Below are 23,537 nucleotides of genomic sequence, written 5' to 3' on the forward strand. Positions count from 1 at the left end.
GAGGATCCATGTCCGATAAGACGACCTCGAGCGGCCGGGATACCCCGCATTGGCATGCCAGGGCCGGAGATTTGCTCGATGACAACTTCAACCTCCCGGGCATCGTGTTGTGCACCCTCGGCGTCGTAGCGCTGGCCTGTACTCTGACCGCCGCCGGATACGGGTTCACCGGCTGGACCGGCGTCGGTGTGGTCGTGACGGCCGCGCTGTGGATCACCGGCGTCGGCGCCCTGCTCGTCGAACATCACCGGGAACAGGCGATCGAACTGAAGCACGGCCGCCACGGCCACGGGCCGGGCGCCTTGCGTCCGATTCGCTACAGCGGCGAGCGGTGATCCGGGCCGCCGGGTGACTGCCTGCGGTCGACCTTGGGCAGCGATTCGGTGACCAGCGTCAGCAGCATGTCGCACAGCAGCTCGTGCACCTGCGCGCGGGTGAGCGTGCCGCGCGTGATCCATTCCCGGCCCGCGACCTTGACCAGACCACCATAGGCACGCACCATCGCGCGCAGTTCGGCGTCGTGTGCCGAATCGGCGAGGCCGACCATCAGCAGCAGGCGCTCGGCCGCCGCGTCGTCGGCGGCGTCGAGGATCTGCTGCACCTCGGGATCGTCGCCGACGCCCTCGTGGCTGGTGACCTTCACCCAGGTGCTGCCGTGCTCGGCGATGGTGTCCAGCAGCCAGCGCACGCTGGCATCGACCCGCTCACGCCAGCTGCCGGTGGGCACGACCATGTTGTCGAGTTTGGGCAACGTCACCATGCGCCGCACCACCGCGAGATAAAGGTCGCGCTTGTTGCCGAAATAGTGGTTGATCAGACCGCGCGCGACGCCCGCGCGCTGCGCCAGTTCGGCGGTGGAGACGGCCGCGTACGGGCGCTCGCCGAACATGTCGATCGCGCAGGCGAGGATCTGCGCGCGCCGCTCGTCGGGTTCGAGCCTGCGGCGGCGCGGTAGCGCCGGGTCGGCGCCACCGTCCGCGGCCGCACTCCTGGTGTCAGAGAGACCGGGCAATGAGATCCTTCATCACCTCGTTGCTGCCCGCGAGGATGCGCAGGACGCGGGCGCCGGTGTAGAGCTGGGAAATCGGATACTCCGTCATGTAGCCGTAGCCGCCGAACAGTTGCAGGCAGCGGTCCACCACGATACCGAGCTGATCGGTCAGCCAGTATTTCGACATGGCAGCGCTGGGAATGTCGAGTTCACCGCGCAGGTGCTTGTCGATGCAGTCGTCGAGGAAGGTGCGCGAGACCTTGGTGATGGTCGCGCACTCGGCGAGTTCGAACTTGGTGTTCTGCATGGCGAACAGCGGTTTGCCGAACGCTTCGCGGCCCTTGGTGTAATCGACGGTGAGCTGCACCGCCTTCTCCATCATGGCGACCGCGATGATCGCCGTGACCAGGCGTTCCTGCGCGAGCATCTGCATCATCTGGTAGAAGCCCTGCCCCTCGGCGCCGCCGAGGAGGTTGGACGCGGGCACACGCAGGCCGTCGAAGAACAGCTCCGCGGTGTCCTGGGCCTTGCCGCCGATCTTGTTCAGGATGCGCCCGCGCTTGAAACCGGGAGTGTCGTCACCGACTTCGGCGAAGATCAGCGAGACACCGGCCGCGCCCTTGGTGGGGTCGGTTTTGGCGGCGATGATGATGCCATCGCAGAGCCAGCCGTTGGTGATGAAGATCTTCGAGCCGGTGATGACGTACTCGTCGCCCTCCAGTACCGCGCGGGTCTTGATGTTCTGCAGGTCCGATCCGGTGCCCGGCTCGGTCATGCCGATGGAAAGCACGATCTCGCCGCTCGCGGCCTTGGGCAGCACACGCCGCTTGAGTTCCTCGGAACCGAACTCGTACAGGTACGGCGCGATGATCGAACTGTGCACGGGGATGCCCATCGATCCGTCCCCGGCGCGGGCCTGCTCCTCGATGATGGCGGCTTCGTGCGCGAACGTACCGCCGCCACCGCCGTATTCGGCGGGAATCGCGGGACACAGCAGGCCGAGTTCACCGGCCCGGTTGTACAGCGCGCGATCGGGGTGCCCTTGCGCGACGAATTTCTCCTCATGAGGCACGACCTCCTTCTCGAAGAAGGTCTTCGCCAGATCTCGTACCGCCTCGACCTCGTCGTCACTCCACGCCGCGCGCGCCATCGCTGGATCCTTTGCTAGCTCCGGTCCGGCCCCTTCGCCGGTTACGCCTCAGATTCCCGAACTATTGGCGAGTTGTCAACAAGGGAAGCGAGCCACCGTCACGGCCACCCGAATGCGAGCCCGCGCCCGGATGAGCAGGCCCGACCGCGAGCGGAGGCGGGCAGCCTGCCGAGTGCTGAGGAGAAACCGCCGCCCGTGCCGCGATTCCGGTGGTGAGCTGCGCCATATTCGGACGTTTTACCTTTCCCTCCAAGGGTCAATCCTTCGTACTGTCCGTATCGGAATTACTGACATCGGGCACGACGGCGACGTGCCATCGGATCGGTAGCCGGCAGCGAATGAGGTAAGGACATGACCGAACTGCTCGACACCACCGAAACGCCCCGACCGGACCGCACCTGGACGGTCGACCGGGACGGCGCCGAACTCGCCGTCTTCGAATGGGGTGATGCCGCCGCGGAGCCCTTGGTGCTGGTGCACGGCCTCACCGACACTCATAGCGTGTGGTCCACGGTCGCGGCCCTGCTGGCCGACGGCTTCCGGGTCATCACCTATGACGTTCGCGGCCACGGCGATTCGGCCGTTCCCGCCGTACTGTCGGAATATCGCCTCGGCACGCTGGCGGAGGACTTCTTCGCGGTGATCGACGCCGCCAGCCCGCGCAGGCCGGTGCACACATGCGGCCACGGCTGGGGCGCGGTGCAACTGTGGGAAGCGGTCTGCGACGAGCGTGCCAACACCCGCATCGCCTCGTTCACCGCGATCGCCGGACCGAACCTCGATCATCTCGGCCTGTGGCTGCGCGCGCTGGCGCCCCGCGCCGGCCGCGAACTCCGAGATCTGGGCTGGTGGTTGCACGGTGCGCGCTGGGCGCTGACGCCCGGTCCCATGGCCCGCAGGCTCTACCCGCCCCGCCTGCGCGGCCTGTTCGTGCGCGGGCTCGGAGGAGTATCACCGCTGCCCGCGCGGATCGCGCCCACCTGGCGTGGCGATCTGCTCGCGGGCGCGCGCATCGCGCAGGCGAATCTGCTGCACCACCTGGGCAAGCCGCGGGTGCGCCGGACCGCCGTCCCGGTCCAGTTGCTGGTCGACACCACCGACCCGTTCGTCCCGGCCGCCGTCTACGACGCCTCCGCGCGCTGGGTCGACAAGCTGTGGCGCTGCGCCGTCCCGGCGAATCACTGGCTGCCGATCACCGAGCCGTTGTTGGTCGCCGAGGCCATCGCCAACTTCGTCGACGACCTGCGCGCCGACCGCGCGGCGATCACCCCGCGCAGCAGCTGACCACGGCGTACCGGACGGGGCGCGGGCGACCGGTCCGGCGAGTTTGCGACAATGGGCCGGTCGTCTGCCCAGCTCGATGAAGGATGTCCCCCGCCGCGATGGCCGAAAGCATGATCGATCCCGAGGACCTCGCGACCTGTCTTCGGGTCCTGGAGCAGGCCGGAGCGCTGGAGAAGGACCATCCCGACTCGGTGGCGGTGCAGCGCGCGGTCGGGCACATGTTCAAGAAGCTCAAGCAGCGGCGCCGCTCGGATGCGCGCGCGGCGGTGTCGGCCGCCGACCGCGCGGTGGTCGCCGCGACCGCGACCGGCTCGCCGAACCGGATCGATGACGAGACCTCGGGCATCCCGATCAGCTCCACCACCACCGGAGCCAGCGCGGGCACGCTGATCCGCCCGCGTCCCTGCTACATCTGCAAGCAGCGCTACACCCGGGTCGACGCCTTCTACCACCAGCTGTGCCCGGACTGCGCGACGCGCAGCCACACCAAACGGGACGCTCGTACCGATCTGACCGGAAGGCGGGCACTGCTCACCGGCGGCCGCGCCAAGATCGGCATGTACATCGCGCTGCGCCTGCTGCGCGACGGCGCGCACACCACCATCACGACCCGCTTCCCCAACGACGCGATCCGGCGTTTCGCCGCGATGGACGACAGCGCCGACTGGTTGCACCGGTTACGCATCGTCGGCATCGATCTGCGCGATCCGGCCCAGGTGGTCGCCTTGGCCGACGATGTCGCCGCCCAGGGCCCGCTGGACATCCTGATCAACAACGCCGCACAGACGGTCCGTCGCTCCCCCGGCGCCTACAGCGCTTTGGTCGAGGCGGAATCGGGTCCGCTGCCCGCGGGCGCGCTGCCGGAGGTGGTCAGCTTCGGCAAGACCATGCAGGCGCACCCCACCGCGCTGACCGCCTCGCTCACCCCGGCGCTCACCGCCGCCGATGTCGCCGAGCTGGCCTTGGTCGCCGGATCGGCGACGCCGGAACGGATCGCTCGCGGCGTCGCGATCGACGCGGGCGGCCTGGTGCCCGACCTCGCGCACACCAACAGCTGGGTGCAGACCGTCGCGCAGGTGGATCCGACCGAACTGCTGGAAGTGCAGCTGTGCAACTCGGTCGCGCCGTTCATCCTCGTCTCGCGCCTGCGCCCGGCGATGGCGGCCGCCGCGGCGCGCCGGAAATACGTCGTGAACGTCTCCGCGATGGAAGGGCAGTTCTCCCGCGCGTACAAGGGCCCGGGACACCCGCACACCAACATGGCCAAGGCGGCGCTGAACATGCTGACCCGCACCAGCGCCAGGGAGATGCTGGAGCAGGACGGCATCCTGATGACCGCGGTCGATACCGGCTGGATCACCGACGAGCGCCCGCACTACACCAAGCTCCGCCTCGCCGAAGAGGGTTTCCACGCCCCGCTGGACCTGGTCGACGGCGCGGCGCGGGTCTACGACCCCATCGTGCAGGGTGAGAACGGGATCGATCTGTTCGGCTGCTTCCTCAAGGACTATCAGCCTTCCCCGTGGTAGCGGCCGACACGGGTCCCGCCGCGCGAGGGAAGGTTACGCTGGAGGCGTGCTGTACCGGCTGTTGGCCGACGCCACCGCCGTCACGCATTTCGCGTTCGTGGCCTACGTGGTGGTCGGCGGGTTCCTCGCGTGGCGCTTCGGGCGCACGATCTGGCTGCATGTGCTCGCGGTCTGCTGGGGATTCAGCACGATCGTGTTCGGCATCGACTGCCCGCTCACGTATCTGGAGAACTGGGCGCGCGAGCGTGCCGGGGAGCAGCGGCTGCCGTCGAGCGGGTTCATCGATCACTACATCACCGGCGTGATCTACCCCGAAAGCGCACTCGGGTTGGTGCGGGCAGTCGTGGCCGCGCTGGTGGTGGCGTCCTGGATCGGCTATGGGTGGGCGCTGCGCAGGCGGGCCACCCCGGCCACCCGTGTGCACGCACCGCACTGACGAGGCGGCCGTGCTCAGGCGCCGAGGTGGCGCTCCACGAAGCTCGCGACCTGCGCGCCGTGCTCGTCCAGGTAGAAATGCCCGCCGGGGAACGTCGCGCGATCGAATCCGCCCCTGGTGTGCGCTCGCCACTCGTCGGCCTGTTCGGGTCGCATCGTCGGGTCCTCGGTGCTGACCAGCGCCGCGATGTCGACGCGCAACGGTTCTCCCGGCTGATGACGATAGGTCTCGACCGCTCGATAATCCGCGCGCACGGCGGGCAGCACGAGTTCGGCGAGGCCCGGCTCGGCGCGCAGCATCTCCAGCGGAGCGGGATCCGAGGCCAGCCGTACCAGCTCATCGATGAGCGCGTCGTCGGAGGCCAGGTGCAGCCGCTGCGTCTCCTCGAATGTCGGTGCGGGACGGCCGGAGACGAACAGGGCGGCCAGCGGCTGCCCGGCGCGCTCGAGCCTGCGCGCGGTCTCGAACGCCACAGTCGCGCCCATGCTGTGGCCGAACAAGGACAGCGACGCGATCTCGCCCTGCGCGAGCACTTCTCGCGCGATCCGGTCCGCCAGTGCGGCCAGGTCGGTGATCAGGTCGTCGCCCAACCGGTCCTGCCGCCCGGGATACTGGACCGCGGACACCGCGACACCCGGCCCGAACCGCTGTGCGAGATCTCGGTATGCCGTGGCCGAGCCTCCGCCCGGCGGGAAGCACAGCAGGTGATGCCGCACGACCGCCTCGGATCGCAGCGTCCGCAACCACTCCGAGTCGGTGATACCGCCTGCCATGTTCGATCTCCCTTCTCCGTCGCATGTCCCGGCGCGCGGCCGGACCAGACCACGGTAGTCGCCACGGCCGCCGCATCGGGTGACGCTTGTGCTGTGGCACCCGGCCCGATCGGCCCCGGCGAGATCCAGGCCGGTCACGGCGTGAAGGTCTGTAGATGGTCCACGGTGACGAAAGTGCTCTGCGGGCTCGCCGCACGCACCGCCGCTCGTAGCGGCTCCAGACCGCCCCAGTCGCGAGCGGGTTCGGTGAGTGGATGGTCGAAGTCGTCCCAGTGGGTGGGCAGCACGTAGCGCGGATTGCCGGTGGCGCGCAGCAGGCGCCCGACGTAGTCCTGAATCTTCCCGCCTCCGGCGGGCAGCAGCAGCACGTCCGGGCGCAAGCCCGCCAGTTCCGACTCGATGTAGTTCGAGCCGCCGAAGTTCAGCACGCTCACGCCGCCGCCGCTCACCTCGTAGGCGAGTGTGCCGCCCTCGACCAGATCACGAATCACTCTGGGCTGCGGTAGTTCTCCCGCGCCCAGGCCTGGACGGGTACCCGCGAAAGCCACCGTGGCGCGCGCCCCGGATGCGGAGTGCAGCGAACGCAGCACCCGGATGGTGTATCCGTCGAAACGGAGGAACTCGCCGCCTGTCGCCAAGGCGAGCTGTTGCTCCGGGGCGCCGAGCGCGGCCATGAGGTTCAGGTGCGTCTCGGTGCCGAGCACCGTCGCTCCGGTCTTCTTCGCCAGATACGGCACGTCGGTGAGGTGGTCGTAGTGGCCGTGGGTGACCAGGATGTGATCGGCGCGCAATTCACCGCTGTCGACGTAGTGGTCGATCAGCGCGGTGTCCACGGCGATCGGGGTCTGCGGATCCGCGCCCTCGGCGGTGTAGGTTCCGGTATGGAACCTGGTCAGCCAGGGGTCGATGAGCACGACCTTGCCCCCCGGCAGGCGGATCTCCCAGCTGTTGTTGCCCCACCACCGCAGCGTCACCCCGCCGGGCGATCCGCCCCCGGGAACCGAAGTCGCCGCACCATTGTCGGCGGAATCCGTTGTAGCGCAAGCGACTAACCCTGCCAGCGCGGCCGCGCCCGCCGTCGCGCCGAGAAATTCACGCCGTCCGAAACCTGTCATGCGGGCACCACACCACATGCCCTGCGGCCGTGTCCAAGACCGGTGTCGACGCTCGGTGATATCGGAAGAGATATCGTCGCAGCGTGGACCAGCTGCGCCAGCTCCGGTATTTTGTCGCCGTCGCCGAGGAATTGCATTTCGGGCGGGCCGCCGAGCGGCTCGGCATCGCCCAGCCGCCGCTGAGCCAGCGCATCCGCCGCCTGGAGGCCGACCTCGGCGCGCGTCTGTTCGAGCGCGACAGCCGCCGCGTCGAACTCACCGAGGCCGGGCAGATTCTGCTCGCCGAGTCGCGAGACCTGCTCGCGCGCTGGGAGCGGACGAGAACGCTGGTCGGGAAGGCGCATCGGGGCGAGATGGACGCCGTGCGGATCGGAGTGCCGCCCGAACTGGCCGGGCGGGTGCTCGCCGCGCTGCTCACCGCGTTCGAGGCCAGAGACCTCCGGGTGGATCTGCAGGAACTGACCACCGCCGAGCAGGTCCGGCTGCTCGCCGACCGTCAATTGGACGCCGGGGTCCTGCAACACCCGGTCGACGTGGTCGGCCTGGAACTCGGCCCGGTGGTGGAGACACCGCTCGGCGTGGTGCTGCCCCGCGATTCGCCGCTGGCCGCGCGGTCGGCGCTGGAACTGGCCGACCTCGCCGGGCACGGCCTGGTGATCTTCCCGCGCGCGGCCGCGCCCGGACTCTACGACGCCACGCTGCGCCGCTGCTGGGAGCACGGCTTCCGCCCGGCCTCGGTGCAGCACGCGCGCAATCCCGAATTCGTCCTGGGCATGGTGCTCTCGGGGCGGGGCGTGGCCTTCGACCAGGGGATGGTGGCGCAGAAGGAACCCCGCGTGGTCTGGCGGCCACTGCCCGAGGGCACGCTGAGTCATCGGTTGTCGCTGGCCTGGCCGGTGGGCGTGGCGCATCCACTGGTGGGCGAGCTGGCCGAACTGGTCGTCGCGGTGCTGCAAGGCGACGGCGCGTCACGGCCGAGTCCGGTCGCGGACCCGCCGCAACGGCCATGGAACGTCGTCTACGGCCCGCCGTGAACGATCCGGCCGATCGCCTCGACGGCGGCTGCGCCGATGGCGCGATCCACCTCCGGCAGCCGCTGCGCCAAGGTCGCCGCTCGAGTGAAAACCGCTACGGCATAACGCTTTCCATCAGGAAATTCGACGACGCCGACCTCGTTGCGCACCCCGGGCAGCGTCCCCGTCTTGGCCCAGACCTGCACGTCCGGCGGAAAGGCGGCGGCGAGCCGGTACCAGTTCACCTGCTGGCGCATCAGATCACGCACCCACCGGCACGCCTCCGGTGCGCCCGCCTCGTCCCGGGCGATCATGCTGAGCAGCCGCGCCATCTCCCGCGGGGTGCTCGCGGTGGTGCGCAGCGGGTCCAGCGCGCGGGTGCGCAGCACCTGCTCGGCGTCGAGCGCGGGAAACCGGCGGGCGAACTCGACCGCGTCGGCGGCGCCGATGTCCTCGGCCATGGACTGCACCACGGTGCGCGGCGAACCCACCACACGGGTGGCGGCGAGGCCCAGTTCGCGCAGCAGCGAGCGCACGTTGTCCAGCCCCACCCGGTCGAACAGCAGGTCCGCCGCGGTGTTGTCGCTGACGGTGAGCGCGAAGTACGCCGCGTCGCGCAGGCTGAACTCGACGTCGTCGGCGCAGCCCGCGGTGCCGACGCCGCCGAGCCGATCCGCCGCCCGCGCCCGCACTCGGTCGGCGGGGTCCAACTGTCCCGCCGCTACTTGCCTGGCGAACTCCAGGACCAGCGGCACCTTCACCACCGAGGCGAGCACCACCGGTTCGTCCGCCCGGAGGCCCGCCTCGGCGCCGCAATCGACGCACCGGGCATGCAACCACCCCTCGACGCCGACAGTCCGAAAGATCTCCTGCACCGATGCAGCATCCCCGTCGGCGGGAGCGGGTACGGCACCGGGGCGTACCGGACGGCTCAGGCCCCGCCGGGGCTCGTCCGCGCGATTCGCTGTTCGAGTTCGGCGATCCGCTGCCGATAGTCGGCCAATTCCGTGAGACGAGAACTCATCTCGTCGGTCAACTGAGCGATCCGGCCGAGGTAGCGGTGCGCGGGGCGGTCGGCCCAGTAGGCGCCGGCGCGGCCGTACTCCACCGCACGATCGACGTCGCCCGCGGCGACTCCCGCCGCCGCCGCGTCCGTCATCGCCGCCGCGAGCCCCGCCTCGAGCTGCTCCACGCGCAATCGCGTCGCCTGGTCGTGACCGGCGGTGCCGAGTGCCGCGCGCTCGGCGGCGAGGTCCTGGATCTCCCGGAGGTACCCCGCGTTCTGCGCGTCCTGCACGGCCATCAGCTCGTAGTCGAGTGCGATCGGCGCGGAGCGGACCCGGTCCGGGAGCAGAGCCGCGCGCGGCCGCAGGTCGATGCCGAAGACCGGCACGCGTTCTCGCGCGGGTGAATTCGGCTTCTTTCTGATCGTCGGCACCGTGTATTCCGCGCTTCCGGCGTAGACGTTCGTCATCGTCGATCGACCTCACCTATGGCCGACGCGTGGCAGTTCGGTGCGCCGGCCATGCTCTGCCCCTCTGCCCGCACGCGACGGACAGGTCATCGGATCGGCGCGACGTCACCGCGCCGGCTGCTGCGGTGCAGCATGTGGACATGCTGGCCGATACGTCCGGTCTTCGCGCCCCCCACTATTTTCACTGGCGAGAAGTGCGCTCGGACAGTCTCTTTGGTGTGGCATGGTGCTGCCACGGCACGCATCCACCACCGTCCGAGACGCCGGGGCCTCGAGCTCGTCAGCATTTCATCCGCTATCCCGGCGTCGCCCTTGTGCGATCCTGCGGTCGCCGTTCGGGCCTGTCCATGGGTCCCACTTGGACGGGCGCGCCATCCGTTCGTCGACCACCCCGCCGCATCGAGGCGCGGCGCGCCCGCATGCGGGTCGCACTGGTCGCCGGACCGAATCGGCGCAGGTGACGCCACGGAACGACGGTGCGGTGCGGAAGCCGCGGACCGCATCCGGCGCGGCTGTGACGACCACCGCACCCGAGTTCGCCGTACCGCCAACTACGCTGAAGCGAGTGAACACGCACGCACGGCTCGTCCAGGACTACGAGGCCGGTATCGGTGTCACCGCCTCGCCCATCTCCCCCGCGCCCGATCCGGGTAGCAATCTCGCCGCGACACTACCGGTCTGGGCACTCGCCGCCGGTTCGGTGGCGGCGCTGACCGCCGCGGCGAACCGCATGCGAGCGGCCCGCGGTCTGGCCCCGGTGGCGCATCGCATCGACCCGGCCCGCATCACCGCGGCCTTCTCCAGCGAGCGTCTCCTACGCATCGGCGGCCAACTGCCGACGCAGTTCGCCGACCTCTCCGGCTTCTTCCCCACCTTCGACGGATGGGTTCGCACGCACGCCAACTATCCGCATCACCGGGCGCGACTGCTCGCCACACTCGGCTTGCCCGACTCCGTGCCGGTCGATCTCGCCGTCGCCCGAATTGCGATGATCCGCGCCTCGGATCTGGAGGAACAGGCCTCCGCGCAGGGCGCTATCGCGGTCCGCGTCCGTACCGAGGAGGAGTGGACCGCCAGCCCGGAAGGACAGGCCGCGGCGGCGGGCCCCTTGGTCGCGATCGACCGGCGCGCCGACCGTGGGGAAGCCGGATTGCCTACGGGCGCCGCACCTTTGCAGCCGCTGCGGGGATTGCGTGTGCTCGATCTGACCAGGGTGATCGCGGGCCCGGTCGCGACGCGGGCGCTGGCTTTGCTCGGCGCCGAAGTGTTGCGGGTCGACCCGCCGCAACTGCCCGAGATCCCCTGGCAATTCGCCGACACCTGTCAGGGCAAGCGCTCGGCGTTGGTCGATCTGCGCACCAGTGGCCTCGATGATCTGATCGCCGCCGCCGACGTGCTGATCACCGGCTACCGGCCGGGCGCGCTGGAGCGCGCCGGGGTGCGGGCCGCCGCCAGGCCAGGGCTGATCCACGGGCGGGTGTCCGCCTGGGGTGAAGCCGGGCCGTGGGGTGAGCGGCGCGGCTTCGACAGCATCGTGCAGGCCGCATCCGGCATCTCGATCCTGGAGGGCGCGCCCTCCGTGCCAGGAGCGCTGCCCGCCCAGGCGCTCGACCACGCCTCGGGCTACCTCCTCGCCACCGGAGTGATCGACGCCTTGGTCGCGCGCGCGGGCGACGGCATCGGGCGGGACGTGCGTGTGGCTCTGGCCCGCACCGCGTCCTGGCTGCTCAGCGCCCCCGACCGCACACCGCGTCATCCGGCAGCCGCGGAGCCGAGCGCAGCGCAGGTGGTCCGGCACGGACAAGTCGTCACCGCGCCCCCCGTACTCCCCGAATACCCGGACTACGCCTGGCCCGCACCCACCTACGGCGCGGACCGTCCCGCCTGGCCCCTGCCGACCCACTGATCCGTCCCGCTGAGGCGCCGCGAAATCCTTCGCGGCGCCGACCAGTGGCGCTCGCGGTACCGCGCCTGCGCCCCATCCCCGTCGGAGCTGTCCAGGAGCACTAATCCTCGACCCCGGCCAGTGCGGCGACCGCCTGCGCCAGGCGGTCGCCGTCGGGGAGGTTCGCGTCCGGAGCGATGGTTTGCAGTACGCCGAGGCCCTGGACGAGTACGAAATACAGTTCGCCGATCGCCTCGGCCTGGTCTTCGCTCAGCTGCGGGTGCGCCTCCCGCAGCGCGTCCGCCATCTCCCGGTAGGCCCCGGGCAGGCTCTGCGCGAAGAACTTCCGCGACTCCGGCGAGCGGGCGACGCGGACCAGGTTCTCCATGCTCGCCAGCATGCTGTCGTGGTTCTCGGTGAACACCGCGGGCATGCCGTTCCACATCGTGGCGAACGCCGCCAGCGGCGTCACACCACTACCATCGCGGATCTTCTGTTCCATGCTGTCGCCGATCGCGGTGCCCAGAGAGTCGGCCAGGGCCTCGGTGATCAGCTGGTCTTTCGAGCCGAAGTGGTAGCCGATCGCCGCCAGGCTCACACCGGCCGCCGAGGCGATGTCGCGGGCGGTCGCCTTGGCGACGCCCCGCTCGATGATGACTTTCCGTGCTCCCGCCAGCAGATCCTCGCGATTTCCCATGACTCGAGGCTACAACGTCTCAGACATATGTACCAGACGTATGTACTACCGCCTGCCATCACCGAGCTATCGGCCACCTCGGCGACGCCCCGGCACCCCGGCTCGCTAGTCTCGTCCCGTGCGGCAGAAGATCATCCTGGACGTCGACACCGGCATCGACGACTCGCTCGCGCTGCTGTACCTGCTCGGCTCCCCCGAGGCCGAGATCACCGGAATCGCCGCCACCGCGGGCAACGTTCCGGCGGCACAGGTGGCGGCGAACAATCTGGCCTGGCTGGATGTCTGCCACGCACCGGACATCGAAGTGGCGCTCGGCGCGGCCGAACCACTCGCGATCCCGCTGCGCACCACCGAGGACACGCACGGACCCCAGGGCATCGGGTACGCCGAACTCCCCCGGTCGGCTCGCCGTCTCTCGCCGCGATCGGCCGCGCGGATGTGGGTCGAGCTGGTGCGCGCGCATCCCCGGGAGATCGTCGGCCTGTGCACCGGGCCGCTGACCAATCTCGCACTAGCATTGCGGGTCGAACCGGAGCTGCCGCTGTTGCTGCACCGCCTGGTGATCATGGGCGGCGCGTTCAACCATCCGGGCAACACGACGCCGACCAACGAGTGGAACGTGCACGTCGATCCGGAGGCCGCCAAGGAGGTCTTCGACGCGTTCGCCGCGGCCCCCGCGCAGCGCAGGCCGATCGTGTGCGCACTCGACATCACCGAGACCATCGAGATGCGGCCCGAGCACCTGGCCCGCCTCGCCGAGCGCGCGAAGAGTTATCCGGTGGAAATCGTCTCGCCCGCCGATCCGCCCGAGGCACGCTCGGCGGCGAGTAATCCGATCGTCCGGTACGTCACCGACGCGGTGCGGTTCTACTTCGATTTCCACCACGGCTACGACCTGGGCTACTTGGCCCACATGCACGACCCGTTCGCGGCCGCGGTGGCGCTGGACCCGGCGCTGGCCCGTACCCGCCCGGCGACGGTGGACGTGGAACTGGCCGGAACCATCACCCGCGCGACCACGGTCGCCGACTGGACGAGCATGTGGGGCCGGGAACCCAACGCCGACATCGTGATCGGCACCGACCAGGAGCTGTTCTTCGAGCGACTGATCGCCCGGGTCGGCGACCTCGCGCGCACGGTGCATCCGCCCGCCACACAGGAGGTCCGGTGACCGACGCCGACGACACGACCTACCTGGCCGCCTTCCGCACCCGGCTCGGGCTGCCCGGAATCATCGACGTCCATACGCATTTCATGCCCGACCAGGTGCTGCGGAAGGTGTGGGCCTACTTCGACTCGGCCGGTCCGTTGACCGGCCGCGCCTGGCCGATCACCTACCGCGCCGACGAGCAGGTCCGTTTGAAGACGCTGCGCGACTTCGGCGTTCGCGCGTTCACCGCTCTCGTCTACCCCCACAAGCCGGACATGGCCGCGTGGCTGAACGAATGGACCGCAGACTTCGCGGCACGCACGCCCGATTGCCTGCACACCGCCACCTTCTTTCCTGAACCACCGGCCGCGAGCTATGTGCGGGAGGCCGTCGAACGTGGCGCCCGCGTCTTCAAAGCGCACGTCCAAGTCGGCGGCTACCACCCGGGCGACCCGCTGCTGGACCCGGTGTGGGGCCTGCTGGAGGACGCGCGCGTTCCGATCGTCATCCATTGCGGTTCCGGCCCCGCGCCCGGAACGCACACCGGGCCGGACCCGATCGCCGGTGTGCTGCGGCGCTTTCCGCGCCTGCGGCTGATCGTCGCGCACATGGGCACGCCGGAGTACTCCGAATTCCTGGACCTGGCCGAGGCCTACGCGGACGTGCGGCTGGACACCACCATGGTGTGGACCGATTTCTCCGAGGCCGACGCCCCGTTTCCGGTGCACGAACACGGTAGGCTGCGCGCCGTCGCCGACCGCATCCTGTTCGGCAGCGACTTCCCGAACATCCCACATTCCTACGGTCATTCGATCGAGGCGCTCGAACGGCTGGATCTCGGTGACGACTGGTTACGCCAGGTCTGCTATCGCAACGCGGCGGCGCTGTTCGGCCTCGAATGACCGGTGTCGACCGGCTCGGGTCGCCATGACCGTGAGCCGCTGGGCCGTGCGGGCACCAGCCCGACCGCACCTGCCCGCAGCGGTCGTCACCTACGGCGTCTGGAACGGCCGAAGAACACGCTCTGCCTCGGCAGCAGCGGTCGGCGGCGGCTGCCGTCGAATGCCCGGCGTCGCCGGTGTGTTCGAATATCGGACGTGATCTCGAAGTCGATCGTGGTCGTCGTCCAGCTACTGGCCTGGCTTGCCGCACTGGCCGGGTGCGTGGGGCTCGCACTGCACTTCAGTGGGTCGCAGTCGCGGATGCTGGTCTTGGCGGCTTCGGGTGCGCCGTATCTGATGGGTTCTGCCGTGCTGGGGGCGGTGGCGTTCGTCGCCGTGCGGCAGTGGAGCGGTGCGGCGGTCGCGATCGTCGTCGTCGCCATCGCGGCGTGGACGCAAGCGCCGCTGTACGTCGGCCGTTCCGGCGACGCGGACGGGCACACCCTGACGGTGATGCAAGCCAATCTCCTTTTCGACGGAGCCGATCCCCGGGCGCTGGTCGACGAGGTACGCGCGAGGAACGTCGCCGTCCTCACCGTGAACGAACTCACGCCGACGGCAGTCGAGGAACTCGGCCGCGCGGGACTGGACCAGGTCTTGCCGTACCGGTTCGTCTCACCGGGAAGGACAGCGACCGGGACGGGAATATGGAGCAGCTACTCGCTGACCGAAACCGTCGAGTACGACGGCTTCGTACTGAACCAGCTGTCGGCGACCGCCGACGTTCCAGGCGTCGGCCCGGTCGCGGTGTACGCCTTCCATCCGGTACCGCCGGTGTACGGCACGCGGGTCTGGGCCGACGAATTGTCCCGGCTGCGGGTGATTCTCGACCGATCACCCGCGGATCGACCGGTGCTCACCGGCGGTGATTTCAACGCGACCTACGACCACCGGCAGTTCCGCGCGATGCTGTCCGGCCGCTTCGCCGACGCCGCCGAGCAGGCGGGCGCCGGACATCTGGTCACCTATCCGACCGACAAGCGGTGGCCGCCCCTGGTCGGTATCGACCACATCCTCGTCGCCGGCGGTAACGCGGTCGCGGTCGAGACCGTGGGACTCCCCGGCGCGGACCACCGTGCCTTGGTGGCGCGGATCCAGCTGACCGCGCGGTAGGCGTTGGATCGGATCCCGGCGGCTCAGCGGCCGTCGAAGGCGTTCAGCAGTTCCTCGGCGGCGAGCGCGGCGGTGAGGGTGCCGTCGCGGACCTGCTTCTCCACTTGCGCCCGAATGGCTTTCACGTCCGGGTTGTCCGAGAGCCTGCGCAGCAGCTGGTCGTGCACCATGGTCCAGGTCCAGTCCACTTGCTGGCGACGGCGCTTCTCGGCGAACTCCCCGGCGTCGGTGAGCACACGACGATGTTCGAGCACCGTGTCCCAGAACCGGTCCAGGCCGATGCCTTCCAAACCGCTCATGGTCAGCACCGGCGGCCGCCACAGCGCGTCGTGCGGGTGGATCAGCCGCAGCGCGCCCGCGAGTTCCCGGGCGGCGGCTCTGGCCTCGACCTCGTGTTTGCCGTCGGCTTTGTTCACCGCGACCAGGTCGGCGAGTTCGAGCACACCCTTCTTGATCCCTTGCAGCTGGTCGCCGGTCCTGGCCAGGGTGAGGAAGCAGAACACGTCGACCATGTTCGCGACGGTGACCTCCGACTGGCCCACCCCGACGGTCTCCACCAGGATCACGTCGTATCCCGCCGCCTCGAGCAGCACGATGGTCTCGCGTGTCGCCTTGGCGACGCCGCCGAGCGTGCCCGCCGTGGGCGAGGGCCGGATGTAGGCCTCGCGCTGCACCGACAGCCGCGCCATCCTGGTCTTGTCGCCGAGGATGGAACCGCCCGTCCTGGTCGAGGACGGGTCGACCGCCAGCACCGCGACCCGGTGCCCCCGCTCGATCAGATACATGCCGAGCGCGTCGATGAAGGTCGACTTGCCGACGCCGGGAACGCCGGTGATGCCGACGCGGTTGGACGGCGCGCCCCCCGCGCCCGCCTCCGGCGTCACTTTCAGCAGCAACTGCTGCGCCAGCGCACGGTGATCGGCCCTGGTGGATTCCACCAGCGTGATCGCCCGCGCCAGAGCGGCACGCTCGTCGGCGCGGACCGCCGCGGCGAGGGCGTCGACGTCGATCGCCCGGCGCGCGGTCACCTTCGGGGTGTCGCGCGCCGGGGAACCCGCTTCGCTCATTCCGTCGCGGCGGAATCCGCGGCGCCGCTGCCGAGTTCGTGACCGAGTTCGGCGCCGAGCTTCTTCAGCAAGTCGATCGCCGCGTCCGCGATCACCGTGCCGGGCGGGAAGATCGCCGCCGCGCCCGCCTGGTAGAGCTCCTCGAAGTCACCGGGCGGGATGACGCCGCCGACGATGACCATGATGTCGGGGCGTCCGACATCGGCCAGTGCCTGCCGCAGGGCGGGCACCAGCGTGAGGTGGCCCGCCGCCAGCGATGACACACCGACGACGTGCACATCGTTGTCGGCCGCCTGCTGCGCCACCTCTTCCGGGGTCTGGAACAGCGGGCCCACGTCGACGTCGAAGCCGAGGTCGGCGAAGGCCGTGGCGATCACCTTCTGTCCCCGGTCGTGGCCGTCCTGCCCCATCTTCGCGACGAGGATGCGCGGCCTGCGGCCCTCGGCCTCGGCGAATTCCTCGACCAGCTCGCTCGCCTTGGTGATGTTGGTGACCTTCCCTGCCTCGTCGCGGTACACACCGGAGAGGGTACGGATCTCCGCCTGGTGGCGGCCGTATACCTGCTCCAGCGCATCGGAGATCTCGCCGACGGTGGCCTTGGCCCGTGCGGCGTCGATGGCCAGCGCGAGCAGGTTGTTCGCCATGCCGCCCTCGGAAGAGGCCGCGGCGCGGGTCAATTCGGCCAGCGCCCGCCGTACCGCGTCGGGGTCGCGCTCGGCGCGCAGGCGTCGCAGCTTCTCGATCTGCTCGGCGCGCACCCGCGAGTTCTCGACCTTGAGGACCTCGACCTGCTGGTCCTCTTCGACCTGATACTTGTTGACGCCGATCACCGGCTGCTGGCCGGTGTCGATCCGCGCCTGGGTGCGCGCGGCGGCTTCTTCGATGCGCAGTTTCGGGATGCCCTCGCCGATCGCCTGCGCCATGCCGCCGTGCGCCTCGACCTCCGCGATATGCGCGCGGGCGCGGTCGGCCAGCTGGTGGGTGAGCCACTCGACGTAATACGAGCCGCCCCACGGGTCGATCGGGCGGGTGGTGTTGGACTCCTGCTGGATCAGCAGCTGGGTGTTACGGGCGATGCGGGCGGAGAAGTCCGTGGGCAGCGCCAGCGCCTCGTCGAGCGCGTTGGTGTGCAGCGACTGGGTGTGGCCCTGGGTGGCTGCCATCGCCTCGATGCAGGTGCGCGCGACGTTGTTGTAGGCGTCCTGCGCGGTGAGCGACCAGCCGGAGGTCTGCGAATGGGTGCGCAGCGATAGCGATTTCGCGCTCTTCGGGTTGAACTTCGCGACCAGCTCACTCCACAGCAGGCGCCCGGCGCGCAGCTTGGCGACCTCCATGAAGAAGTTCATGCCGATGGCCCAGAAGAACGACAGCCGCGGCGCGAACTTGTCGACCTCCATGCCCGCGTCGATGCCCGCCCGGATGTACTCGACGCCGTCGGCGAGGGTGTAGGCCAGTTCCAGGTCGGCGGTCGCGCCCGCTTCCTGGATGTGGTAGCCGGAGATGGAGATCGAGTTGAACTTCGGCATCTTCGCGCTGGTGTAGGCGAAGATGTCGGAGATGATCCGCATCGATGGCTTCGGCGGGTAGATGTAGGTGTTGCGGACCATGAACTCTTTCAGAATGTCGTTCTGAATGGTTCCGGCCAGCTGTTCCGGCGCGACGCCCTGTTCCTCGGCGGCCACGACGTACAGCGCCAGGATCGGCAGCACCGCGCCGTTCATCGTCATCGAGACGCTGACCTGGTCCAGCGGGATGTGGTCGAACAGCTGGCGCATGTCCAGGATCGAGTCGATGGCGACGCCCGCCATGCCGACGTCACCTTGCACCCGCGGATGATCGGAGTCGTAGCCGCGGTGGGTCGCCAGGTCGAACGCGACCGACAGACCCTTCTGGCCCGCCTGCAGGTTGCGCCGGTAGAAGGCATTCGAGTCCGCTGCGGTGGAGAAACCCGCGTACTGGCGGATGGTCCACGGCTGGTTGACGTACATCGTGGGGTACGGACCGCGCACGAACGGCGCGACACCGGGCACGCTGTCGAGCGGATATCCTGCGGCCGCGATCGCGTCCCGGTCGGCCTTGGTGAACACCGGCGGCACGTCGATGCCTTCCGGGGTCGACCACACCAGCTGTTCGGGGGCGTACTGGTTGGCCGCCGCGGCCGCGCGCACGTACTCCGTCACCTGCGCCGCGTCGACCGCGGCGGGCTCCGGCGCGCGCTCGGCCAGCGGCACGTCGGCGAAACTACCGATCACGTGCTTGATCTCACGAGTGGTCATCAGGCTCCCACCTTCTCCAGCAGGCCGGACAGCGCGGCGACGGCGTCGATGCGCGCGGCGAGGAATCCGTCCGGGCGTTGCGCGTCGTCCAGGTCGGCGACGGCCTTCGCCGCACCCGCCAGCAGCACGGTGGGCACGCCCGCGGCGCGCAGTTGCCGCACCGCTTCACCCGCTTCCGATCCGTAGCGCGTATCCGAGCCACACAGCACCGCGATCGGCGCCCCCGCTTCGGCGGCCGCCGCGGCGATTCCGTCCACCGCGAGCGGACCCGGATTGATCGACTCGATGCCGCCCGAAGCCAGCAGATTCGCGATGAAGGTGACCCGCACGTTGTGCTCGGCCACCGAGCCGAGCGGCACCAGCAGCGCTTTCGGCCGCGCGCCGTGCTCCGCGAGGTAGGCGTCGGAGCGGTTGCGCAGCTGCTCGAACGCGGCGCCGTAGCGGGCGACCCGGCCGGTCTGCCGCGCCGCCTCGGACAGCGGCTGCTCGGCGAGGTTCGGGAATTCGTTCACGCCGGTGACGGCGGTCTTGCGGTGCGCGACATCCTCGTCGCGAGCGGCCTTGGTCACCGCGACCCGCTCGGCGAGCAGCCCGGACTCCAGCGCGGCGAGGTAGCCTCCGGCCGCCTCGATCTCCTGGAGGAACTCCCATGCCTTCGCCGCCAGCGCGGCGGTGAGATCCTCGATGTACCAGGAGCCCGCACCCGGATCCTGCACGTGGCCGAGGTGCGATTCCTCGAGCAGCAGCAGCTGAGTGTTGCGGGCCATCCGATCGGCGAACGCCTGCGAGACGCCGAGTTCGCCGGGCGGCAGGGCGGAGTCGAACGGCAGCACGGTCACGGTGTCGGCGCCGCCGATGCCCGCGCCGAACGCGGCGAGCGTGGTGCGCAGCATGTTCACCCAAGGGTCGCGCTGACTCATCATGGCGGCCGAGGTGACCGCGTGCTGGGGCGCGCCGCCGAAATCCGGTGCTCCGCAGACCTGCGCGACCCGCGCCCACAGCCGCCTGGCGGCACGGAACTTCGCGATGGTGGCGAACTGATCGTCGGTGGCGGCGAACCGGAACTCCAGCTGTCCCAGCGCGTCGGCGATGTCCAGGCTCTCCGTCAGCGACCGCAGGTAGGCCAGGCCAGCGGCGACCGCCGCGCCCAGTTCCTGGGCATCGGAGGCGCCCGCGTCGTGGAAGACGGTGCCGTCCACGGTGATCGCACGCACCGTTTCCGGTCGTCGCGCCGCCTGTCCGGCCAGTGCGACGGCCTCGGCGAGACCGGTGTCGGCCGGTCCGGCGAAGCGGCTGGTCAGAGGCGCGGCGCCGAGCGAGACCCGGATGCCATCGCGCGCCGGCGCGGTGTAGCCGTCGAGCGCCGTGAACACCTGCGCCGCCGCGTCGGCGACGTCGCCGCCCGCGTCCAGCGTGAGCGGGGCGAGTTCGAAGAGCAGGCCGGTCAGGGCGGTCGGCAGATCCGCCACCGGTACGCCGCGCTCGCCCGCACCGAGCCAGATCGCGCTGATCCCGTTCTCCAGCGCGGCCAGGATCTCGCGGTTCGCCACCGCGGCGTCGCGCTGGGCGAACCGGGCGCTGACGAACCAACCCCGGTGCACGTCGCGAGTGGCGTCCCGGCCGCGAACGAAGGGGAACGTTCCGGGCAGGGGCTGCTCCGGCAGCTCATCGCGCCGGGTGTAGAGCGGGGCGACCGTCAGCCCGTCATAGGTGGTCTCGTCGAGCAGTCGCTCGGGCTCCTCGGGAAGTTCGCTGACATCGACGCGGCGAGCCTTCGCCAGCACCCCGGCAACACCCTTGCGCCATGCGCCGTATTCGGGCACCGGGTCGGCCCCGGGATCTGAAGCAATCGGCATAGCTTGCTGTTCCTCTTCCTCACCACGGGCGCACCGCCAGTGCGCGCCCGATACCCTCACATTCGCCCAGCTCAGCGACTACTTCGGTTAACGGGCATTCGTCCCGCTTCCACTGATGCTAGCGGGCGGATTCCCAGCCGGTTGACCCTGCCCGCCACTACCAACCGGTAACCTGTCGCCCGTGACGAGGCTGATCCGTGACCCGCGTATCGTCGCGCTGATCGTCGGCGCGGTCGCGCTGTTCGGCGCGGCGCTGCTGGTCCCGCTGCCGTCGCCCCGCCAGGTGCAGGACTGGGCGACTTCCGTCGGCCCGGTCTTCCCGCTGCTGTTCTTCCTGGTCCACGCTCTGGTGACGGTGGCGCCGATCCCGCGCACCGTATTCACCGTCAGCGCCGGACTGCTGTTCGGCCCGCTGCTGGGCATCACGCTCGCGGTGAGCGCGACGACCGTCAGCGCGGCCCTGGCCATCGTGCTCATCCGCGCGCTCGATCGCAATCAGGTCGCCGCCCGGCTCACCCATCCCGCGGTGCGCGCCATCGATGAACGTCTCGCCCGCCGCGGCTGGCTGGCGGTCGGCTCGCTGCGGCTCATCGCGGCCGTACCGTTCTCGGTGATCAACTACTGCTGTGGCTTGTCCTCGATCCGGTTCTGGCCGTATCTGTTCGCCACGGTGCTGGGTGTACTGCCCGGCACGATCGGCACCGTCATCCTCGGCGACGCGCTCACCGGGACCACCCATCCGGCGATGCTCGCGCTGTCCGGCGCCTGCCTCGCGGTCGGACTGGCCGGTCTGGTCGTCGACGCGCGATGGAAGACGACAGTCCCCGCTTCGGTAGACATCGCCGAACCCATCGCGGCTGCCGACTGAGCATCGCTCGATCGGGGCCGATTCCACCGGAACCGGGGTCACGTCCACCACGGCCGCCGCGCAGCCGGACGCGAAATGCGGGAAATTCATCGGTGCCGAGAACAAGGACAAATCAGCAATAAGGGACCGAGCGCCCGCCACTCTCCAGGACACGGTTCGCATGCGGCACCGTAATTGATACTACAACGGCGCCATCGGACGAATCAGGCCGCAGTGCAGTTCGGTCGCTGCCGCGTCACATAAGCCTCTGCTGCGGCAGTTCCGCGCACCGGCCCTTATCAATTTCGTAAAGTCGGCAACTATTTGCCGCTCTGCATCGTGGTTTAGGTGTACGCGAACGAACCGGTCGGCTTAAACTGATTTCCGGTCGGGTCTGGAGGCAAGGTGATGACCGTTCAGCGACCGCAGTTCGACCCCGACCATGGATCGAACACCGCACCGGACGTGTCGCCACCAGAGCCTGTACCGCTGTCAGCCGGACAGCGGGGGCTGTGGCTGGCGCAACGCTTGAGTCCGGACGTCCCGATATGCGAGGCCCAATACGTCGAGTTCCACGGCGAGCTCGATCGTGAGCTTCTGCGTTCGCTGATAATTCGCGCGGGTCACGAGTTCCAGTCAGGGTATTTTCGGCTGGTCGAGGTGGACGGCACCCCGCATCAACTGTTCGACCCGTCACTGGCTTCGACGGGGCCGGTAATCGATACGCGTGCCGAACCGGATCCCATGGCGGCGGCGTTGAAGTGGATGCACGACGAATACACCGCACCGCTGGATATGGCTCGGGACCGGTTGTGGGCGGGGGCGCTTCTGCAGGTCGGCGATCGGCATTACCTGTTGTACAACAGAGCTCACCACGTCGCGGTGGACGGCTACGCCGCGATGACGATGTTGAACCGGCTCGCGGAGTTGTACACGGCCGCCGTGGAGGAACGGCCGCCGGAACCGAACCGGGCGGCGGACCTTCGCACACTGTACGAGGCCGACCGCACGTATCGGGAGTCGAAGCGGTTCACAGACGACCAGGCATATTGGGTGGACAAGCTCGCCGATGTCGCCGATGACGAATCCAGTCTGGCGACCCGCTACGCGCCGCCGCGTGCGGACAGCGTGGTCGCGATGGCCGAACTGCCGACGGCGCTGGTGGTGCGGATCGCGGACGCCGCGAAAGCGCTCGACGCGAGCCCGGCCGCGGTGGTGATCGCCGCGTTCGGTTGCTATCTCGCCCGGATGACCGGCCGGGACGAGGTCCTCGTCGATGTTCCCGTCTCCGGCCGAACCACGGCCGTCCTGCGCCGGTCCGGCGGGGTGTTCGTCAACCTCGCGCCGCTTCCGCTCGCACTCGGCGCGGAAGACACGGTCGCGACGCTGGTACGGCGGGTCCAATCCGACTTGGTCGGAGCGTTGCGCCACCAGCGGTGCGGCCTCGCCGATATTCGCGCCGCCACCGGATCGCGCGGGCAGCGGCGGTTCGCGGGCCCGATGGTGAACGTCATGTTCTTCCCCCAGAAGATCCGCTTCGGCGAGTTGACCGGGGACTTCCACATCCTCAGCTCCGGGCCGGTCGAGGATCTCCTGGTCAACCTGTATCAGACCGGAGAACCGCCGCGTACGATCCTGCACTTCCTGGCCAATCCCGACCGCTACACCGGCCCCGAACTGTCCGCCCACCACAGCAAGTTCGTGGAGTTCCTCGACGAGTTCGCCGCCGCCACGCCGGCCACCGACCTCGCGCGGATCCACCCCGGCAGCGCGCGCGAAGCGGCCCGGATCCGAAGCCGCCGCGACGACCTCGCGTTCTGGCGCGACGCGCTCGCGGACCTTCCGGAGGAGTTGTCGTTGCCGGTGGATCGCCCCCGCCCCGCAGTGGCCTCCCACCACGGCGCCACCACCACCTACACCCTCGACACCGAACTCATCAC

21 protein-coding genes are annotated in these 23,537 nt (G+C 69.6%); 11 read left to right on the forward strand and 10 right to left on the reverse strand.

Features of this window, described 5'->3' with window-relative positions; all coding sequences use genetic code 11:
• The first annotated feature begins 8 nt into the window (after window positions 1–8).
• Window positions 9–335, forward strand: coding sequence for a hypothetical protein (locus tag ACIHAX_RS25890; protein WP_355078430.1), 327 nt, complete (start codon window positions 9–11; stop codon window positions 333–335).
• Here ACIHAX_RS25890 and ACIHAX_RS25895 read toward each other — a convergent pair.
• Window positions 317–1,012 (reverse strand): helix-turn-helix domain-containing protein, encoded by a 696-nt coding sequence (locus ACIHAX_RS25895; RefSeq protein ID WP_355078431.1) that lies wholly within the window; start codon window positions 1,010–1,012, stop codon window positions 317–319. The two genes, ACIHAX_RS25890 and ACIHAX_RS25895, sit on opposite strands and share 19 nt — an antisense overlap.
• Complete coding sequence (locus ACIHAX_RS25900) at window positions 996–2,141, reverse strand: acyl-CoA dehydrogenase family protein (protein ID WP_364436250.1); 1,146 nt, start codon at window positions 2,139–2,141, stop codon at window positions 996–998. The genes ACIHAX_RS25895 and ACIHAX_RS25900 overlap by 17 nt, the downstream gene beginning before the upstream one ends.
• 351 nt (window positions 2,142–2,492) lie before the next feature.
• Between ACIHAX_RS25900 and ACIHAX_RS25905 the strand changes: the two genes are divergently transcribed.
• From ACIHAX_RS25905 to ACIHAX_RS25915, 3 genes are all read left to right on the forward strand, one after another.
• Window positions 2,493–3,425, forward strand: a complete 933-nt coding sequence (locus tag ACIHAX_RS25905) for an alpha/beta fold hydrolase (protein WP_364436247.1) — start codon at window positions 2,493–2,495, stop codon at window positions 3,423–3,425.
• Window positions 3,426–3,523: 98 nt separating this feature from the next.
• On the forward strand, window positions 3,524–4,954 hold the full coding sequence (locus ACIHAX_RS25910; RefSeq protein WP_364436244.1) for an SDR family NAD(P)-dependent oxidoreductase: 1,431 nt from the start codon (window positions 3,524–3,526) through the stop codon (window positions 4,952–4,954).
• Between the two features lie 46 nt (window positions 4,955–5,000).
• Window positions 5,001–5,390: a DUF2784 domain-containing protein gene (locus ACIHAX_RS25915; protein ID WP_355078435.1), complete on the forward strand. Its 390-nt coding sequence runs from the start codon at window positions 5,001–5,003 to the stop codon at window positions 5,388–5,390.
• A gap of 14 nt (window positions 5,391–5,404) precedes the next feature.
• Here the strand turns inward: ACIHAX_RS25915 and ACIHAX_RS25920 are convergent, their stop codons facing one another.
• Window positions 5,405–6,163 carry an alpha/beta fold hydrolase gene (locus ACIHAX_RS25920; RefSeq protein ID WP_364436240.1) on the reverse strand — a complete coding sequence of 253 codons (759 nt, stop codon included), beginning with the start codon at window positions 6,161–6,163 and terminating at the stop codon, window positions 5,405–5,407.
• Window positions 6,164–6,297: 134 nt separating this feature from the next.
• Window positions 6,298–7,278 (reverse strand): MBL fold metallo-hydrolase, encoded by a 981-nt coding sequence (locus tag ACIHAX_RS25925; RefSeq protein ID WP_397280055.1) that lies wholly within the window; start codon window positions 7,276–7,278, stop codon window positions 6,298–6,300.
• 83 nt (window positions 7,279–7,361) lie between these two features.
• Here ACIHAX_RS25925 and ACIHAX_RS25930 point away from each other — a divergent pair, with 83 nt between their 5' ends.
• Window positions 7,362–8,312, forward strand: coding sequence for a LysR family transcriptional regulator (locus ACIHAX_RS25930; RefSeq protein WP_397280057.1), 951 nt, complete (start codon window positions 7,362–7,364; stop codon window positions 8,310–8,312).
• On the opposite strand, the gene ACIHAX_RS25935 is transcribed toward ACIHAX_RS25930, so the two are convergent.
• Both ACIHAX_RS25935 and ACIHAX_RS25940 read right to left on the reverse strand, forming a co-directional pair.
• On the reverse strand, window positions 8,297–9,166 hold the full coding sequence (locus ACIHAX_RS25935; RefSeq protein WP_397280059.1) for a serine hydrolase: 870 nt from the start codon (window positions 9,164–9,166) through the stop codon (window positions 8,297–8,299). The two genes, ACIHAX_RS25930 and ACIHAX_RS25935, sit on opposite strands and share 16 nt — an antisense overlap.
• 56 nt (window positions 9,167–9,222) lie before the next feature.
• Window positions 9,223–9,765: a hypothetical protein gene (locus ACIHAX_RS25940; protein ID WP_397280061.1), complete on the reverse strand. Its 543-nt coding sequence runs from the start codon at window positions 9,763–9,765 to the stop codon at window positions 9,223–9,225.
• 565 nt (window positions 9,766–10,330) lie between these two features.
• On the opposite strand from ACIHAX_RS25940, the gene ACIHAX_RS25945 reads away from it, so the two are divergent.
• The gene (locus tag ACIHAX_RS25945; RefSeq protein WP_397280063.1) at window positions 10,331–11,671 is read left to right on the forward strand and encodes a CoA transferase; all 1,341 of its coding nucleotides are present in this window, start codon (window positions 10,331–10,333) and stop codon (window positions 11,669–11,671) included.
• A gap of 100 nt (window positions 11,672–11,771) precedes the next feature.
• Here the strand turns inward: ACIHAX_RS25945 and ACIHAX_RS25950 are convergent, their stop codons facing one another.
• On the reverse strand, window positions 11,772–12,347 hold the full coding sequence (locus tag ACIHAX_RS25950) for a helix-turn-helix domain-containing protein (protein ID WP_356969691.1): 576 nt from the start codon (window positions 12,345–12,347) through the stop codon (window positions 11,772–11,774).
• Window positions 12,348–12,465: 118 nt separating this feature from the next.
• Here ACIHAX_RS25950 and ACIHAX_RS25955 point away from each other — a divergent pair, with 118 nt between their 5' ends.
• From ACIHAX_RS25955 to ACIHAX_RS25965, 3 genes are all read left to right on the forward strand, one after another.
• Entirely contained in the window at window positions 12,466–13,518 is a 1,053-nt protein-coding gene (locus ACIHAX_RS25955; RefSeq protein ID WP_397280066.1) for a nucleoside hydrolase, read from the forward strand.
• On the forward strand, window positions 13,515–14,399 hold the full coding sequence (locus ACIHAX_RS25960) for an amidohydrolase family protein (protein ID WP_364436217.1): 885 nt from the start codon (window positions 13,515–13,517) through the stop codon (window positions 14,397–14,399). Before ACIHAX_RS25955 ends, ACIHAX_RS25960 begins: the two co-directional genes overlap by 4 nt.
• A gap of 195 nt (window positions 14,400–14,594) precedes the next feature.
• Complete coding sequence (locus ACIHAX_RS25965) at window positions 14,595–15,551, forward strand: endonuclease/exonuclease/phosphatase family protein (RefSeq protein WP_364436214.1); 957 nt, start codon at window positions 14,595–14,597, stop codon at window positions 15,549–15,551.
• A 23-nt stretch (window positions 15,552–15,574) separates the two neighbouring features.
• Here the strand turns inward: ACIHAX_RS25965 and meaB are convergent, their stop codons facing one another.
• The 3 genes from meaB to ACIHAX_RS25980 are packed head-to-tail and all read right to left on the reverse strand — an operon-like array spanning window position 15,575 to window position 20,750.
• Entirely contained in the window at window positions 15,575–16,618 is a 1,044-nt protein-coding gene (gene meaB / locus ACIHAX_RS25970; RefSeq protein WP_364436211.1) for a methylmalonyl Co-A mutase-associated GTPase MeaB, read from the reverse strand.
• A complete protein-coding gene (gene scpA, locus ACIHAX_RS25975; RefSeq protein WP_356969700.1) occupies window positions 16,615–18,894 on the reverse strand; it encodes a methylmalonyl-CoA mutase in 2,280 nt (759 codons plus the stop codon). Before scpA ends, meaB begins: the two co-directional genes overlap by 4 nt.
• Window positions 18,894–20,750, reverse strand: a complete 1,857-nt coding sequence (locus tag ACIHAX_RS25980; protein WP_397280070.1) for a methylmalonyl-CoA mutase family protein — start codon at window positions 20,748–20,750, stop codon at window positions 18,894–18,896. The genes scpA and ACIHAX_RS25980 overlap by 1 nt, the downstream gene beginning before the upstream one ends.
• Before the next feature lie 181 nt (window positions 20,751–20,931).
• Here ACIHAX_RS25980 and ACIHAX_RS25985 point away from each other — a divergent pair, with 181 nt between their 5' ends.
• Together ACIHAX_RS25985 and ACIHAX_RS25990 are read left to right on the forward strand one after the other, a co-directional pair.
• Window positions 20,932–21,618, forward strand: coding sequence for a TVP38/TMEM64 family protein (locus tag ACIHAX_RS25985; RefSeq protein ID WP_364436203.1), 687 nt, complete (start codon window positions 20,932–20,934; stop codon window positions 21,616–21,618).
• A gap of 387 nt (window positions 21,619–22,005) precedes the next feature.
• On the forward strand, window positions 22,006–23,537 hold a 1,532-nt coding region (locus ACIHAX_RS25990), incomplete at its 3' end, for a condensation domain-containing protein (RefSeq protein ID WP_397280072.1).

Source organism: Nocardia sp. NPDC051929 (assembly GCF_044548645.1).
Classification (GTDB): Bacteria; Actinomycetota; Actinomycetes; order Mycobacteriales; family Mycobacteriaceae; genus Nocardia; species Nocardia sichangensis.

What these genes read in the sequence shown, in the direction of transcription:
- ACIHAX_RS25980 (WP_397280070.1), bottom strand. Translation starts at nt 20,750, where the DNA reads ATGCCGATTGCTTCAGATCCCGGGGCCGACCCGGTGCCCGAATACGGC.
- ACIHAX_RS25920 (WP_364436240.1), bottom strand. Translation starts at nt 6,163, where the DNA reads ATGGCAGGCGGTATCACCGACTCGGAGTGGTTGCGGACGCTGCGATCC.
- ACIHAX_RS25950 (WP_356969691.1), bottom strand. Translation starts at nt 12,347, where the DNA reads ATGGGAAATCGCGAGGATCTGCTGGCGGGAGCACGGAAAGTCATCATC.
- meaB (WP_364436211.1), bottom strand. Translation starts at nt 16,618, where the DNA reads ATGAGCGAAGCGGGTTCCCCGGCGCGCGACACCCCGAAGGTGACCGCG.
- ACIHAX_RS25925 (WP_397280055.1), bottom strand. Translation starts at nt 7,278, where the DNA reads ATGACAGGTTTCGGACGGCGTGAATTTCTCGGCGCGACGGCGGGCGCG.
- ACIHAX_RS25900 (WP_364436250.1), bottom strand. Translation starts at nt 2,141, where the DNA reads ATGGCGCGCGCGGCGTGGAGTGACGACGAGGTCGAGGCGGTACGAGAT.
- ACIHAX_RS25910 (WP_364436244.1), top strand. Translation starts at nt 3,524, where the DNA reads ATGGCCGAAAGCATGATCGATCCCGAGGACCTCGCGACCTGTCTTCGG.
- ACIHAX_RS25890 (WP_355078430.1), top strand. Translation starts at nt 9, where the DNA reads ATGTCCGATAAGACGACCTCGAGCGGCCGGGATACCCCGCATTGGCAT.
- scpA (WP_356969700.1), bottom strand. Translation starts at nt 18,894, where the DNA reads ATGACCACTCGTGAGATCAAGCACGTGATCGGTAGTTTCGCCGACGTG.
- ACIHAX_RS25905 (WP_364436247.1), top strand. Translation starts at nt 2,493, where the DNA reads ATGACCGAACTGCTCGACACCACCGAAACGCCCCGACCGGACCGCACC.
- ACIHAX_RS25940 (WP_397280061.1), bottom strand. Translation starts at nt 9,765, where the DNA reads ATGACGAACGTCTACGCCGGAAGCGCGGAATACACGGTGCCGACGATC.